General features: G+C 53.1%; 13 protein-coding genes. 5 read left to right on the plus strand and 8 right to left on the minus strand.

Going from position 1 to position 14456, the window contains the following annotated elements; genetic code table 11:
* Positions 1-62: 62 nt before the first annotated feature.
* The 3 genes from BMZ24_RS09870 to BMZ24_RS09890 all read left to right on the plus strand — a co-directional run bounded on the left by BMZ24_RS09870 (position 63) and on the right by BMZ24_RS09890 (position 3507).
* Positions 63-848 carry a toll/interleukin-1 receptor domain-containing protein gene (locus BMZ24_RS09870; RefSeq protein ID WP_092191776.1) on the plus strand — a complete coding sequence of 262 codons (786 nt, stop codon included), beginning with the start codon at positions 63-65 and terminating at the stop codon, positions 846-848.
* Between the two features lie 133 nt (positions 849-981).
* On the plus strand, positions 982-2688 hold the full coding sequence (locus BMZ24_RS19440) for an SH2 domain-containing protein (RefSeq protein ID WP_143077871.1): 1707 nt from the start codon (positions 982-984) through the stop codon (positions 2686-2688).
* A gap of 489 nt (positions 2689-3177) precedes the next feature.
* Complete coding sequence (locus BMZ24_RS09890; protein ID WP_092191782.1) at positions 3178-3507, plus strand: helix-turn-helix domain-containing protein; 330 nt, start codon at positions 3178-3180, stop codon at positions 3505-3507.
* A 38-nt stretch (positions 3508-3545) separates the two neighbouring features.
* Here BMZ24_RS09890 and BMZ24_RS09895 read toward each other — a convergent pair whose 3' ends face one another.
* Positions 3546-3914, minus strand: coding sequence for an MGMT family protein (locus BMZ24_RS09895; RefSeq protein WP_092191784.1), 369 nt, complete (start codon positions 3912-3914; stop codon positions 3546-3548).
* A gap of 167 nt (positions 3915-4081) precedes the next feature.
* Complete coding sequence (locus BMZ24_RS09900; RefSeq protein ID WP_092191787.1) at positions 4082-4462, minus strand: carboxymuconolactone decarboxylase family protein; 381 nt, start codon at positions 4460-4462, stop codon at positions 4082-4084.
* Positions 4463-4557: 95 nt separating this feature from the next.
* Between BMZ24_RS09900 and BMZ24_RS09905 the strand changes: the two genes are divergently transcribed.
* Positions 4558-5487: a LysR family transcriptional regulator gene (locus tag BMZ24_RS09905; RefSeq protein ID WP_244150328.1), complete on the plus strand. Its 930-nt coding sequence runs from the start codon at positions 4558-4560 to the stop codon at positions 5485-5487.
* A 369-nt stretch (positions 5488-5856) separates the two neighbouring features.
* On the opposite strand, the gene BMZ24_RS09910 is transcribed toward BMZ24_RS09905, so the two are convergent.
* The 3 genes from BMZ24_RS09910 to BMZ24_RS09920 all read right to left on the minus strand — a co-directional run bounded on the left by BMZ24_RS09910 (position 5857) and on the right by BMZ24_RS09920 (position 9028).
* A complete protein-coding gene (locus BMZ24_RS09910) occupies positions 5857-6816 on the minus strand; it encodes a hypothetical protein (RefSeq protein ID WP_143077872.1) in 960 nt (319 codons plus the stop codon).
* Positions 6817-6881: 65 nt separating this feature from the next.
* On the minus strand, positions 6882-8627 hold the full coding sequence (locus tag BMZ24_RS09915; RefSeq protein ID WP_092191791.1) for an esterase/lipase family protein: 1746 nt from the start codon (positions 8625-8627) through the stop codon (positions 6882-6884).
* Positions 8624-9028 carry a contractile injection system protein, VgrG/Pvc8 family gene (locus tag BMZ24_RS09920; protein WP_092191793.1) on the minus strand — a complete coding sequence of 135 codons (405 nt, stop codon included), beginning with the start codon at positions 9026-9028 and terminating at the stop codon, positions 8624-8626. The genes BMZ24_RS09915 and BMZ24_RS09920 overlap by 4 nt, the downstream gene beginning before the upstream one ends.
* Positions 9029-9257: 229 nt before the next feature.
* Between BMZ24_RS09920 and BMZ24_RS19690 the strand changes: the two genes are divergently transcribed.
* Positions 9258-9434, plus strand: a complete 177-nt coding sequence (locus BMZ24_RS19690; protein WP_153304610.1) for a hypothetical protein — start codon at positions 9258-9260, stop codon at positions 9432-9434.
* A gap of 55 nt (positions 9435-9489) precedes the next feature.
* Here the strand turns inward: BMZ24_RS19690 and BMZ24_RS09925 are convergent, their stop codons facing one another.
* Genes BMZ24_RS09925 through BMZ24_RS09935 form a run of 3 tightly spaced genes read right to left on the minus strand, consistent with a single transcriptional unit; the run spans position 9490 to position 13227 of the window.
* Entirely contained in the window at positions 9490-10554 is a 1065-nt protein-coding gene (locus BMZ24_RS09925; RefSeq protein ID WP_092191795.1) for an ABC transporter ATP-binding protein, read from the minus strand.
* Positions 10551-12203: an ABC transporter permease gene (locus tag BMZ24_RS09930; RefSeq protein WP_092191915.1), complete on the minus strand. Its 1653-nt coding sequence runs from the start codon at positions 12201-12203 to the stop codon at positions 10551-10553. The genes BMZ24_RS09925 and BMZ24_RS09930 overlap by 4 nt, the downstream gene beginning before the upstream one ends.
* Positions 12204-12225: 22 nt before the next feature.
* Positions 12226-13227 (minus strand): extracellular solute-binding protein, encoded by a 1002-nt coding sequence (locus tag BMZ24_RS09935; protein ID WP_092191797.1) that lies wholly within the window; start codon positions 13225-13227, stop codon positions 12226-12228.
* Positions 13228-14456 lie beyond the last annotated feature (1229 nt).

Genomic DNA, 14456 nt, shown 5'->3' on the forward strand with positions numbered 1-14456 from the left:
AACCCTGTCCTAGCTGAGGCCCAACAACAGCATGCAACGGACGGTGCTGAGCGCCGCCGCTGATGCTGGACGTTATGGCTTTAAGGTATCGTATGCAGCTTCTACTAGAGACACTTGAGCGGGTGCGATCAGGAGAATCAAACTTCGATCCGGCAAGCGAATCTGAGAGCGATCTACAGGCTTTTCAGAAGGTCGCAAATCGTCTGCTTGAGGCGAAGCAGCAGGGTCTTATCCACGACGCGAAGTTCCTGAAGGCCCGCACTCGCGGCAATATGTTCTTCCGCGCAGCCGTCGTGCTTGGGGGGCTAACCTATCAGGGTGAAAAGCTCCTCGAATCAGAACCATCCATACCGCAGAGCACAACAAAAGAGGTCGTTACTTTGGACATATTCATCAGCCATAGCACCGATGACAGCGAACTGGCTGCGGCCTTCATATCACTTCTCCGGGCTGCACTTCCTATCGAGCCAACTCGGATCCGATGCACAAGCGTCGAGGGGTACCGGCTTCCTGCAGGATCAAGCTTCAACGAGCAGCTGAGGTCGGAAGTCTTTGATGCCACCGTTCTTGTGGCATTGCTGAGCGCGTCAAGTCTCAAATCCACGTACACGCTCTTCGAACTTGGTGCTCGTTGGGGCGCGCAGAAGTACCTTGCGCCGGTTCTCGTTCGTGGCACGTTGGTGGCGGCCCTCAGACAGCCCTTATCGTCCTTAAATGCCATTCCTGCGAAATCGGAATCTGATGTCTCTCAGCTAATCGATACGATTGCAGAGCGACTTAATGTTCAGGCGTTTCCTCATTACTCCTATGCAGGGGATCTTCGCTCTTTTTGTGAAGCCGGTAAGTAGAGGGGCGTTGTCTAACCATTCCGTCGAGGGGGGAGCCAAACAGCTTGTACAAATTTCCGAGGCCACTTCTGTCCGGACAACAATACTGTTAACTGGCAAACTTAACCAATAACAGACAACGGGAAAGAGCTAAATGGAACAGGCTGTTCATATTGGGTCGTCTTCTTGGGCAAGATTTGAAGATTGGACAAACAAAATTTTTGGAAAGTACTCTCACTGGACAGTTGTTGCGGAACTTGAGGACTCTAAAGGCATTTCTACAAGTAAATTCTTTGAAAGGAAAGCAACATTATCCTATCTTGTCAATAACGATATTGAAAAGCTTAAAGAAATTTTTAATTATGATGGTTGGGACACCCAATATGATCAGGGACGTGTATCCTTTGAAGAAACTGATCAAGGAGCAATTTTTCATGAATTTTTAGGTACAGATGCTCGAATCTTTATATCTCGTAAAGAAGCGATAGGTACTTATCAATCCCACTGGAAGCTTTGGCCAACATTTGAAAATTATTTTGATTTGCGACCTGATGAAAATGGAAATTTATTTGACCCTTACAATAGAGAAATGGTTGTTGAGATACCATACCCCTCTGAAAGAGGGCCAGTCCGTGTTAGAACAGATTACTTGCAGGATTACTTAGCTGCCCGAAACATGGTGCTTATTCGGCAACATGATCATAGACGGCATTGGAATGATCTTATAAGGGATCTTCCTGAAAAAGAAATCGACGAAATTGTTAAACACGAAACGTGGGGTTGTTACAGGCTGGATGTAATTAACTCTACATCTTCAAAGCATGATAGATTTTCCAGGATTGTTGCAAAAGATTTCGTTACCCCTTTCAAAAAAGCTGGGTCTGTTAGTGCTAAAACTAAAAAGCAACTTTCAGCTGAAGATTATCCAGATTTTATAACAAGCAAAGGAATAGATGGTGAGGAAATAAAGCAAAAACCAAATCCTGCCGATATTCTTTATCCTACATACTTTTCGCCAAAAGTTTTAAAGCGCTATTATGATGAACCTTCGTTGTATTCTGTCGTATTCCACGCACCAGGAATGGGAGGAGTGTCATTCTTAGATCAATGGAGCTTTTCCATTGGAAGGAATAGCGAAGGTTTAATTATTACGTGGTTAGGTGATCTGGCTAAAGCAGGTTTGCCATATGAAGAGATAGTTCATTGGCGTGTTCACAATGTTCCTCCAAGAGGTGGAATGGCAATGGACTTCTGGAATTCTCAAATGATGTGCGATCCTCCTAAAGAACCAAGTATTGAAAGTCGGCTAATTGAATGCAAATATCATATACTCAATAAGTTTGATTCGCTGGGGAAAATAATTTGGTCCCCATACAAAGGGCCTGACAAAGCTACAGAAAAGATTTTGCGTGAACCACTATTTGAGGAACATACTGAATTTAACGAAGCGATAACTGTGTTGTCGAGAATGTTTATCGAATATCTTAACATTGACTTATTTCGTATCGAGCTTTCTGACAATCTGAAAGAAGACTCAAACGGCAATAAATTTGGCACAATTGTCCTTTTCTCGAACTGGTTGGATAATGTCTACGGTTTGAGTCCATCAATAGTTGAAAAAATAAAAAGAGCGTTACAAAATATACAAATGCTAAGATCAAAAACAGGAGTTGCTCATAGATTTTCTGATAGTTCGTATCAAGAGGCCATTAGTAAGTTAAAGTTATCTGGAAATGTAACTGCTAAATTATTATTTGAAAGTGTGTCATTTCCACTTGCTGAAAGTTTAGAAGAGTTATGCATTGATTTAGGTATCGGTGATAATTTGTGGTGGCTGAAATTTAGAGAAAAAGATGGCTAAATAATCTCTAACATTCAGACAAAAATTTGCTGCACGGGAGCGCAAAAAACCGCGTCCCGTGAGCCATATGTTATAGTTTTTTTGAAATGATTCGTGTGTGGGTTTTTGAACCCACAGCAACCCACATGAGACTACGCGAAGTTACGTAACTAGCTGAAATACGACGGACTAAAGCGACATTCATCGTCTTGTCACGCCGGAGGCCGTGGGTTCGAGTCCCATCGGGCCCGCCATTAGAAAGTAAGGGATTTCAGTTTAAACGCTGAAATCCTTTTTTTCTTTGCGGGGTCCGCTGTGGGTTTATGCAACCTTGTAGCAAAGCTTTCAGAAAAAATTCTGCTTCCGAGCAAGGTCCGGTTCGAGGTGAATGGGCGCATTACGGAACGCTTAGTAATGGCCGTCACCACTGCCATATCAAAAAAGGCCATCCAACCTATGTCGCAGTGTGGCAAGAGGTGGGCGGAAAAATTCAACTTATCGAGGTGAAGTATGTTGGAACCCACGAAAAAGCCCCCTATTGAGCTTTTGCACGTAGCCTGTCCGCAGGATATTTACGCCAAGGTTCTGAAGATGCTTGAGGATTACGACTGCCAAGTGGAACGGGCGATTCCTGCCGAAGAACTTCTGGACCAAACACCGGGGACCATGCTCCGTGGCGCACGCTTCAAGGAGGACATGACCCAGGTGCAACTGGCCGCTGCCTCGGGCATCCCCAGGAGACACATTTCCGACATGGAAAACAACCGTCGGCCCATCGGCAAACAGACGGCTCGCAAGCTGGCTGAAGTGCTGAAGATCGATTACAGGGTATTCCTTTAATTGTGGGACTTCGTGAGTTCCCGTGTGTACTCTTGGCCTCAGAGACCCAGCCCGTCTCTTTTGCTCTCAGAAACCCAGCCCGACCCAGTCCCAATATCCGACCCCAGCAGAAAGCGCTCCAGATCAATCCGGCCCGTCCCGTCGAACTCGACGCCCTCGTTTTCGAGCAACCGCTTCTGATCTTCGTAACCTTGGGAGACCCGCAATGCGATGCGTCCTTCCCGATTGACCACGCGGTGCCAGGGCAACCCTTCTGAGTGCGAGCACGTGTGAAGAATCCGCGCGACCTGCCGGGCGGCCCGCAGGTTTCCGGCCATGCCCGCGATCTGTCCGTAGGTGGCCACCCAGCCCGGGGGAATGCTGTGGATGGCTTCGATCACCCGAATGGTGAAGGATTGGTGCGTCATGAATCGGGAAGCCGTTGGTATCTCATGTTGATGGTTCATCGTCCGGACGTGCCTAAAGCCGGTCGCATGGAACCCGTGCGAGCCCCATGCACCGGCATAGGCCGTGTGCCTGTCGTTTTCAAGCGACTTCCTTGAGTGCCGTGGCTGCCTGAGGATGTGGCGAGCCTTTATCCCCTGCCGTCGGCCAGCCGCTCGGCGAACACCTCCTTGGCCGCGAAGAGCCCGTTCAGGGCTGCGGGAAAACCGGCGTAGGCCGACATCTGCATGATGACCTCGACAATCTCCTCCCGCGTGCAGCCGACATTGAGGGCGGCGTGCAGGTGGACCCGAAGCTGCGGTCCGGCCGTCCCCAGGGCGGTCAGGGCCGCGACCACGGCGATTTCCCGGCTTTTGAGGTCCAGGCCCGGCCTGGAGTAAATGTCTCCGAAGCATTCAACGAGGTAGCGTCCGAAGTCCGGCGCGATGTCCTTCAGGCTCTCGATCACCTTTTCCCCGACGCTGCCATCGACCTTTGCGAGCATGGCGAGTCCCGTCTCGTAGCGTGTCATAGTCCCCTCTCCTTGTTGGGTGTTTGTCCTCTTTCGATTGAAGTAGGAGCCCGGAGAGGCTTTGCATCGTACTTTTTTTGCGATACCTTTTCGGTATGACGGAACGTATGCTCGAATCCCTGGATATGCGGCAGCTGCGCTATTTCGCGGTGGTGGCCGAAGAATTGAACCTGCGCCGGGCGGCGGAGCGCCTGTTCATGGCCCAGCCGCCCCTGAGCCGCCACATGAAGCGGCTGGAGGAGTTCTTGGGCGTGGCGCTGTTTGTCCGCCATTCCCGGGGCCTGACCCTGACGACGGAAGGGGAAAGGGTACTCGAAATCGTCCGTCCCGTGCTGGAACTGGAGACGGCCACCCGTGAGCGGCTGCACGCCTTGCGCGTCGCCGGAGCACGTGCCCCTGTCGTCGGCCTGACCACGGCTTTCGAGCAGGGGGTCTTCGCAGCCCTGGAGTCGCGGCTTTTCGCCGCCCATGGGCCGGGGCTGCGTCTGGAGCGCGCGACATCGCCCCGCCTGGTTCGCGATGTGCGCAGGGGCAAAGTCGATGCGGCCTTCGTGGCGCTGCCTCTCGACGCGCCTGGGCAGCATGTCGTGCCGTTGTCCTACGCGGAACCGCTGCTCGCCGTCCTGCCGGAGGGCTGGCCCGAGGCCGCGCAGAGCCGCCATCGCTTGCGCGATCTGAGCGGGAAGCCTCTCTTCTGGTTCCGGCGCGAAGGGCACCCCGCGTTTTTCGATCACACGAAACAGGTCTTCGCCCACGCCGGTTTCGCGCCGATGCTCAAGGAGGAACCGGCGGAGCATGACGTGTTGCTGGCCCGCATCGCTGCTGGTGAAGGCATGGGGCTGTTCCCCGCGTCGTTTTCCGCCATCCGCAGAACCGGGGTGGTTTTCGCCGCGTTGGCTGAAGGGAATCTCCTTGGTATCCGTTTGGGGCTGATAGCCCGCACTGATCTCGAAGCCCTCGCGGAGAGCCTAGCACGACTGGCCGAGGATGCACTGACAAGCGCTAAAAATTTGAGTGCTCCCTGATTTGAGGGTGTCCGGTTTAATAGGGGCAACTCCAGGATGTGTCTGAGGGAACCGAAAGAGGCACCGTAAATTTTGTTCCTTGGTGTATCAAGGGCACGCCGAATTTACGTACATGCATCCCACGGAAGCTCTGTTTCTAACCACGGAAGCTCTGCCTCTAACCACGGAAGCTCTGCCTCTAACCACGGAAGCTCTGCCTCTAACCACGGAAGCTCGTAATATTCAGCCCGTCATATGGCTGTGTATTCACGATATTCCTTAGATTAACGCAAACATCTTCATTCACCGATCCTTGAACTCCAACGGCGCGGAGCAGAACCGAAAGCCATCCGGTTCTGCTCCACTGATTCATCCTTCATTCTGTCCGATTCATGATCTTCTGCCGTAGTATTCCCGCACCGTGGTGAACTTGGTCATGACAGTGTCCCATATGTGCAGGGCCTTTTCCTTGGCGCTCTCGGGGCAGGTGATTTTAAGCTCAATATCGGGTTTTTCCGGGTCTTTTCCTGATCCTGGGTATTTCCAGGAGGCGGACAGCCTGAGTTCATCGTCATCCTTGTTACCTATGAGGTATACTTCCTCCAGACCTACCATTCCGGCCAGAGTCCGTTTTTGAGAACGCAGCACATGCAGCCTGATGCCGTGTTTCCTGGCCACCGCTGATCCAGTGAATACGTTTTTGGGGAATTCATCAGTGCAGGAGGGGCTGGTATGGAAAGACAATCGAATTGTGGGCCTGGAAGCACCGGCTGGCCATGTGGCTCCGAGGCTCGCTCGCTCATGCCAAGTCTTGAGCCCCTCCACCCTGCCCCCGGCCGAAAAGAAGCTGTCCGGAGCCACGTTTTTGTTGCCGAAGCGGTAGTGTTTGAACAGGTTCAGGATTCGTTCTTCCATGTCGAGGCATGCGTTGCCAATCGGGTAGAATCGACTTTCCGTCAGACGTAGAATGGCTTCAGGCAGGCCTATGTGTACGTCAATGTTGTGATCGGCAGTTTTACTCCGATAGCAAAAAAGCATTGCCGGGTATCCAAAAAGATGACTGACATCTTCTTCAGCCCAACCTCCTTGATTGGAAGGTCCAAGTTTTCCACCTTCAATATACCGTTCCCAGGCTTCCGTTCTCACCAGCATCCAAACTTCCTTTAAATATTCTTCACGATCCCGGCCTTTTTTCCACGCAATTTCCTCGATTGTTATTTTATTGACATTGTGAATGCCTGCACCCAGTTTCATATCCTTGGGAACAGGGACCATGAAGCGCCCTACAGGGAACATGGTCACGGGACAGGGGGGCAAGTTTGGATTCGGGCCGGCAGTGTCGATGGTCATGTAATGGCATCCTCCAAGAATTAGGGTGAGCAGCAAGATGGACAGGGACGGGAAAGGGGGCGGTCTCATGTGAACTCCCCTTTCAGCCAGCCAATGCAGAGATTGTGAACGACTCTCTTGACCGCAGCCAGCGCATCGCCTTTTTTGTCCACGAAGAACGACGCGTGAACCTCATGGTTGGCCTGCCCGGTGCAAAGCCTGCATTCCCCGTTCGGTCCAAACCAGATCGGCAGGAGATGCAGGTTCTTGCCCCAGTCATCCACCTCCGGGTCCATGGCCGTTGCGGAACTGAGCGGCACCGTTCCGTCGCCCTGATGGCGGAGAGGGTCGTCCGTCAGGCCGGAAACCTCTTCTCCGGCCGCGGTCATGCGCAGCAGATAGAGGCGCAGGCCCTGTTCGCGGATGCGTTTCTGCAGCTTGAAGAGCAATGCGTTGCCGGGAACCACATCGCCTAACGCGCCCTCAGCGTCCCTCCAGCGCACCTCTCCGTATTTCCCGAAACGGTTGAAGTCGGGCACGCAGCTCAGATCCTTCAGGTACCGCAGCGGCTCGTCATCGCGTGAATATCTCTCAATTTGCGCGTCCAGGACATGCTGCGTGATGTCCCTTGCAAGCCAGCACACTTCGGTGATGGTCGTATGTTCGCCGTTGCTGAAGAGCTGAATCGTGCGCGGATGACTGTATGGTCCGATGAGACTGTGAACTTCCTTGGCGTCCGAGATAAACATTCCCATCTGTTCGCCGATACCGGGATTGTTACCACCATTGCCGCTCTTGTTTTCACCGCGAAGGGCCTTTTCAATCGTTTCACCGTCCTCGGCATGCGGCTGAAACCATTCGCCATGGATGAGGCCCCAATAGTCCTTATGGTGGCTTTTGGCGTAGATTTCCTCATACGGATCGTTTTTCGGGTAGGAGGTGAACATTTCCGGGTCGTCCAGGTCCTGGATATGCAACCAGGCCTGCTCCCCCCTGTTGTTTAGATAGAACTGGTTGGGCAGAAGCTGCAGGACTCCTGGTGCGTGAGGCATGATGGCGGTCATGTGCGGACCGCTGGGGCCCAGAACCTCGCTGACTACCCTGCCGAGCACGCCTTCCGCTCCCGTGCCCGCTATGGCCCGGTGATAGGCGTCCGGCGCTCCGTGCACGGGCTGGGCACCATGCACGACGCCCAGGACTTTCCTGGCCAAGGCTTCCCCGCCCTCTTCGGCCAGGGCATACCGCGTCACCAGTCCACCCATGGAATGGGAAATGATGATGACCCTGTCCGCTTTGATGCCCATGATGAATTTCTGCAGAGCCTTGCCGGAATCTCGGCACGAATCCACCCAGTCAAAGCCGAAGGCATAAACCGGCAAATCCAGAAATACCTTCAGCGGCGTCTTCCAGTCATGCAGGCCGCCGAGCAGTTTTCCGAAAAAGTCCCAGGCCAGGCCTGTCCACCCGCGCTCTTCGGCTTTGGGGTACTTCTTGAGGATTTTTGGGTCCCCTTGGGCCATGACCTGGCGGCCGTTTTCAATAAGGAATTCGTAACGCTTCTCAGGGGCGCAGCGGAAGAATGTATCCCACATGAACCCCAAATCGTCCGGATCCCACACAGTCTCGCCTCCCTGATTGCTCAACCTCGACGCCATGACCCCCGGCACCACCACTATGGCCACGGTCTGCCGCTTGACCCGAAAAATATGGGTCCGGTTCACTTCGCAGTTGGAGGCGACGCGGGGTTTGAACATTTCCTGTGGTGTCTTTTCATAGATTCTGGGGCTGACGTATTCATCCTTGGCGCGCTTGATCCTGACCATTTTTTTCATGACAGCACCTTCCGGCAGGCCGGTTCTTCGTACAGGTTCACATGGGCTTCGATGTCCTGGCAGAGAAAGTGGTCTATGGGTTTGACCTGATTCAGGAAATGGAGCCTGGGCACGAGCAGGCGGCGGTAATGGGTGCGCTGGTTGGCGGTGTGCAGTTGTATGAAGCGATGGATGACGCCGTGCACATGGCGTACGCCGCCGCTTTTGTCCCGAATGGACAGGCACGCCGCCCGGCCCGGCAGTGCTGTGAAATCGAGGTTGCCCAGGTCGTGGACGAGCCCGATCTCGAACTCGCGGGGACGATGCATTTCCCGGGCGCCCGAAAAGGCGTGGACTCTGAAACCAAGAGCGGCGGAAGTCTCGAAGGTGAACCAGGATCTGTCTGCTGTCGGATGCCGCATTGAACCTCCCTGTGCCGTGTGACGGCGATAGTTTATTGTTCACTATGCCAGTATCGCGACGTCAGAAAAATTCGGGAAAACATGTACTTTCGCGGCATGAATCTGGTGAAAAAGACTCGGGGATGGCTGAGATTCGTACGGGATAAGTTCCAAAATATGACAAAAGAAGAACTTTCCGTTGGTGAATTTTTTTGTGTGAAAGTACGAAAAAAATTAGCAGGATCGGAGAATGCTGAAAGTCAGAACTGAATCCGCCCTCCTTTGCCTGCCGCCGGATGATGCGAAATTCAAAAACAGCGCGGACATGGCGCAAGCAACGTCAAAAAAACCAAAGCGAGACTTGCCCCTTTTTCCTTTTGGATGCCGAGGAGTTCTTTTTTTAGCCTTGAAATCGATTTGGATCTGATGCCGCTATGAACAGGTCATGCGAGTGAATCGGGTAGGGCCCAAGATTGCACGTGCTATTCCAGCACGCACTCCTGGGCCTGGAGTGTTGCAGCGCCCGGGAACACCACCAAATGTTTTAAATCGGTGCGAATGCCAATCTTGTGCCCGATCGAATGATCATGATGGCTCGGAATCTGAGCAAGAACCACTTCCCCCGTTTCCAACCGCAGCGAATATAAAATACTTGAGCCACGGAACGTCCGTCCGACTACCTGCGCCTGAAAGGGACTGGCTTCATCAGGCAGAATGTCTTCCGGGCGCACGAGAACCTTGATGGCGGAGACATTGGTTAGGCTCTCGGATGAGAACTCTCCCAGAGCGCAGGAAAGGATGTTGCCGGAGACCTTTCCGTCGATGAGGGAGCCCTCACCAACGAAGCCTGCGACCTCCGTGGACGCAGGGCGATGGTAAACAGCGAGGGGCGTGTCCCACTGGTGCATTGTGCCGCACGCGATGACGCCGATCCTGTCCGCCATGGCGTAGGCCTCTTGCTGGTTGTGCGTGACCAGCAGGGCCGTTATTCCCCGCTCTTTGAGGATGGAGCGGACTTCCATGGACAGGGATTCCCGAAGGGACACATCGAGATTCGAGAATGGTTCGTCCATGAGCAGCAGTCGGGGCTCGGGGGCCAGGGCGCGGGCCAGGGCGACTCGTTGCTGCTGGCCTCCGGAGAGTTCGTGGGGGTATTTTGAGCCAGCGCCGGTCAGTCCTACGGTTTCCAGCAGGGAATCGACGGTTCGGGCTATTTGCGCGGCGTTCAAACCTGACAGGCCGAAGGCCACGTTCCGCGCCACGGTCAAATGCGGAAACAGGGCGTAATCCTGGAATACCATGCCGATGCGACGGCGTTCAGCAGGTACGAAACGCGGTCCCGAGACAATCTCGCCATCAAGGACAATGCTGCCGGACTCGATGTTCTCAAAACCCGCGATGCTGCGTAGCAGAGTCGTTTTACCACATCCGCTGGGGCCAAGCAGGCATCCGATCTCCCCGCGAGCCAGGGAAAACGTGATGTTGTCGACCACCGGACTGGATCCATAGCTCTTGGACAGCGCTTCCACGCTCAGGAAAGTCGTCATGATTTATTCCGTGTTTCGGTTTTTCCGGTCAGGAGCATGATGGGTACAAGTCCCGCCGCGATCAGCACAAGGGCCGGTGTCGCCGCCATTTTCCATTCCCCTTCCGAAGTGAATTCGTAGATTTTCACCGCCAGCGTGTCCCACCCGAAAGGCCGCATCATGAGGGTTACGGGGAGTTCCTTCATGACATCGACGAGCACAAGGATTGCGGCCGTGAAGATGCCGGTGCGGGTCATGGGCAGATGGACACGTCTGACGAGCGCCGCACCGTGGCAGCCCATGGTTCTGGCCGCTTCGACGACCGATGGCGTGATGCGTTGCATGGCACTGTCGACAGATCCGAAGCCTGCCGCCAGGAAACGGACCGTGTATGCAATGACGAGCAGGGCCAGCGAACCCTGGATAAACGGGCTCATCGGCGCCCCGGTCAGCGAGGCAATGAAATCGAGCATGGTGTTGTCGATAAAGGCGGCTGGAATGAAGATGCCCACGGCGAGGATTGTTCCGGGCATGGCATAGCCAAGAGTCGCGATGCGTATGATCCAGCCCGTTCTGGGGTTGCTGCGCCTGGCGTAAGCCAGCAGGAGAGAGACGGCGGAAGTGGCCACAGCCGTTATCAAGCCGAGCATCAGCGTGTCCTTGCCAAGCTGAAGATAGCGCGCGGTGTTAGGCCCTGCCGCTTTCCAGGCCCAGAGCAGAAGTTGCAGACACGGAACGGCGAAGGCGAAGACAAAAATCAGTGACGACAGGGCAAAGGCAAGCCATTTGCCCGCACCGGTCAGACGCAGGTGCAGCGCAGGCGTGCCCGACCTTCCGGCTTCGGTAAAACGGAGTCGGGCTCGGAAACGTTGCTCCAAGGCCAGCATGACGAGGACGAAAGCGACGAGCACTGCGGAGAGCTGGGAAGCGGCCTTGAGTGAAAACAGGCCGAACCAGGCCTTGTAGATCGCGGTGGTGAAGGTGTCGTAGTTGAAGATTGAAACTGCCCCGAAATCGCCCAGGGTTTCCATGCAGACGAGCGTCACGCCAGCCGCGATCCAGGGCCGGGCCATGGGGATGGCCACCCGGAAAAACGCTCTTGACGGAGAGAGCCCAAGTGTTCTGGCCGCTTCCATCGCGGTTCTGCCCTGGGTCAGAAAAGCGCTGCGGCAAAGCAGGTAAACGTAAGGATAGAAAGCCATCGAGAGAATGGCTGCCACCCCGAAGACATTGCGGATGTCCACGAAACCGATGCCGGGCAAGACTTGCCTGATCGTCGTCTGCACGGGGCCGGCGAAGTCGAGCAGGCCAAGATACACGAAGGCGTAAACATACGGCGGCACTGCAAGAGGAAGCGTCAATGCCCAGGAGAAGAATTTTCTGCCCGGGTAATCGCAAACGGTCGTAAGCCACCCAAGGCCGACGCCGAGAATTGCGGTCATGGGGATGACCAAGGCCAGCAGAGCGATGGTGTTTCCCACCAGACCGGGCAGGACATGTTCGGCCATGTGCCGCCAAATGTCCTGTTCCGGGGTCAGGAAAGAATACAGGAGAACCGCGACCGGGGTTACGGCCATGGCCGCAAACACGGATGCAGCCAGGAGCGTGCCGGGAGATTGTGTGCGGAAAGTGCGCAGGCGGCGGGAAAGCCCCCCCGTCTGCGCACTCATGTCCCGATGAGGGAATGCCATGTTATTTGTAACCGACCCGGTCCATGAGCTTGATGGCCTGGGTCTGATGCTCGCCGTATTTGGACACGTTCAAGGTGCTGGCCTTGAAGTCGCCCCATGCAGCCACCGCGGAGTCGGCGGGCACGGAGGGGTTTGCAGGGTATTCCATGTTCAGTGCGGCGAACATGGATTGCGCCTCGCCGGAGGAGAGCCATTCGAGAAATTTTACGGCCTCTTCCCTGTGTTTGGCATGGGTAGTGATACCGGCCCCGGAGACGTTGACATGGACGCCGGTCCCGGCCTGGTCCGGCCAGAAAAGAGCCAGCGGTGCATCGGGTTTCTCTTTCATCAACTTTCCGAAATAATAGGTGTTCACAATGGTCACGTCACCCACGCCGGCAGCGGCGGCTTCCATGGCCTTGTTGTCGTTGGCGAAAGGAGCGACGGGGGTGTTGTCGACCCAACCGGCGACGACGCGTTCCGCTTCGGCTTCTCCGAGTTCAGCGATCAGGGCCGCCACGAGGGACTGATTATAGACCTTTTTGGATGTACGCAGCAGCAGTCTGTCTTTCCATTCAGGGCCTGCCAGGGCTGCGTACGTAGTCAGGTCGGCGGGCTTCACCTTATCGGTGTTGTAGACAATGGTCCTGGCGCGCAGCGACAGGCCAAACCACTTGTTGCCCGGGTCGCGCAGGTGATCGGGAATGTTGGCTGCAAGGGTTTCGGATTGCACGGGCGAAATTACGCCAGCCTCGCCCGCCAGCCAGAGGTTGCCGGCATCGACGGTGATCAGCATGTCGGCAGGGGTACGCTCGCCCTCGGCCTTGAGACGCTCAAGGAGTACCGGCTCCTTGTCGGTCACGTACTGGATTTTTACACCCGTCTTGGCTGTGTAAGCATCGAAAAGAGGCTTGATGAGCTGCTCTGCCCGTGCAGAATAAACCACCAAATCTCCTGCGGCAGCCGGGATGGAGGACACGAGGGCCAGAATCAGGGTCAGCAAAAGGATAATTTTTTTGTTCACAGCAACTCCATTTGGCGCGTTGCGCCCATTTTATTAATTTTTGTTCCAAAATACAAAGTAGATAAGACGTTGTTGTTGATTAAAAGTAAAATTGTCCCCATGAATTATTTCACTTGGCTAACTTTTTTGGCAAACAAAAAGCTAATAACCAAGAGCAGTGATTGTTTCTTTGTTTGAAAAGTTAGTCTGTGTCAACTTTTTTGATCGATGAGGCCGTTATTTAGTCAGCCCAGAAAAAACCTGAGAACGGCCCGTCAGGCGTAGGGCTGCGCTGACCGAAATCGGATCGATAAAAGAAGCCACACAATTAAAAAAAGATAACATCTCGCTTTTAATTATGAAATTTCTCTTTTGGAGAATTTGTTGTTAGTCAGCACCTTCAACGCCCTGCTTATCCGCTTGAAAACAGGCCATCCGACAGCCGGCGACTCTTCTTGTGCGAAAGTGCAAAAGAATTCGTTGAATCGAATAATGGTGAAGGTCAGAGCTGAATTCGCCCTTCTTTTCCCCACAGGGAGATACGAAATTCAAAAAAGCTCGGCCATGGCGGTAGCAGTTTCAAAGAAAACCACGGCGAGATTCGAACCCACTAGGTCACGCATTGCCTCCCTGTGCCGTGTGACGGCGATAGTTTATTGTTCACTATGCCAGTATCGCGACGTCAGAAAAATTCGGGAAAACATGTACTTTCGCGGCATGAATCTGGTGAAAAAGACTCGGGGATGGCTGAGATTCGTACGGGATAAATACCGAATAGTCCGGCTTGGTTAGGATAATTTTGCTCCAGCCGGCTCTTTTGGTTTGTGCTGCTCATCTTCGTCGGTGTGGTCCTCCGGTCCACAAAATCCATCCTCAATACATCCGGTTTTTAAACCCTTATTATGCATATACTCCACTACTTATGGATCATTATTGATTTGCAATAAAACAGTCATAATATCATAAATTGATTTTCAATAAGCCGATATGATTCGTAATTAATATAAAATAAAAAATTAATTTATTATTTTAAAATCTTATTTTCTTGCTTTGCTTGCTATTTTCTCAGAAAATCTTATTTTAATTATATATCATAATTTTATTTACAATTTATTAATCTATTATTTCGTATTTTATATTCATCAATAATAATTTTAAATTGTTATATAAATCTTTAAGAGTATTTTTAACTGAATATTCCTGTATGACATTGCAGTTTCTAAAAATTCAAAATTGTTTTTTGTATGACA

The sequence above is a fragment of the Desulfomicrobium norvegicum genome, assembly GCF_900114595.1.
In the GTDB taxonomy this organism is placed as follows: domain Bacteria; phylum Desulfobacterota; class Desulfovibrionia; order Desulfovibrionales; family Desulfomicrobiaceae; genus Desulfomicrobium; species Desulfomicrobium macestii.

Excerpts from the sequence above, each read along its gene's own strand:
- BMZ24_RS09905 (WP_244150328.1), top strand. The coding sequence starts at position 4,558 with ATGACGGAACGTATGCTCGAATCCCTGGATATGCGGCAGCTGCGCTAT.
- BMZ24_RS19690 (WP_153304610.1), top strand. The coding sequence starts at position 9,258 with ATGCTGAAAGTCAGAACTGAATCCGCCCTCCTTTGCCTGCCGCCGGAT.
- BMZ24_RS09920 (WP_092191793.1), bottom strand. The coding sequence starts at position 9,028 with ATGCGGCATCCGACAGCAGACAGATCCTGGTTCACCTTCGAGACTTCC.
- BMZ24_RS09895 (WP_092191784.1), bottom strand. The coding sequence starts at position 3,914 with ATGACGCACCAATCCTTCACCATTCGGGTGATCGAAGCCATCCACAGC.
- BMZ24_RS09900 (WP_092191787.1), bottom strand. The coding sequence starts at position 4,462 with ATGACACGCTACGAGACGGGACTCGCCATGCTCGCAAAGGTCGATGGC.
- BMZ24_RS09930 (WP_092191915.1), bottom strand. The coding sequence starts at position 12,203 with ATGAGTGCGCAGACGGGGGGGCTTTCCCGCCGCCTGCGCACTTTCCGC.
- BMZ24_RS09925 (WP_092191795.1), bottom strand. The coding sequence starts at position 10,554 with ATGACGACTTTCCTGAGCGTGGAAGCGCTGTCCAAGAGCTATGGATCC.
- BMZ24_RS19440 (WP_143077871.1), top strand. The coding sequence starts at position 982 with ATGGAACAGGCTGTTCATATTGGGTCGTCTTCTTGGGCAAGATTTGAA.
- BMZ24_RS09915 (WP_092191791.1), bottom strand. The coding sequence starts at position 8,627 with ATGAAAAAAATGGTCAGGATCAAGCGCGCCAAGGATGAATACGTCAGC.
- BMZ24_RS09890 (WP_092191782.1), top strand. The coding sequence starts at position 3,178 with ATGTTGGAACCCACGAAAAAGCCCCCTATTGAGCTTTTGCACGTAGCC.
- BMZ24_RS09910 (WP_143077872.1), bottom strand. The coding sequence starts at position 6,816 with ATGACCATCGACACTGCCGGCCCGAATCCAAACTTGCCCCCCTGTCCC.
- BMZ24_RS09870 (WP_092191776.1), top strand. The coding sequence starts at position 63 with ATGCTGGACGTTATGGCTTTAAGGTATCGTATGCAGCTTCTACTAGAG.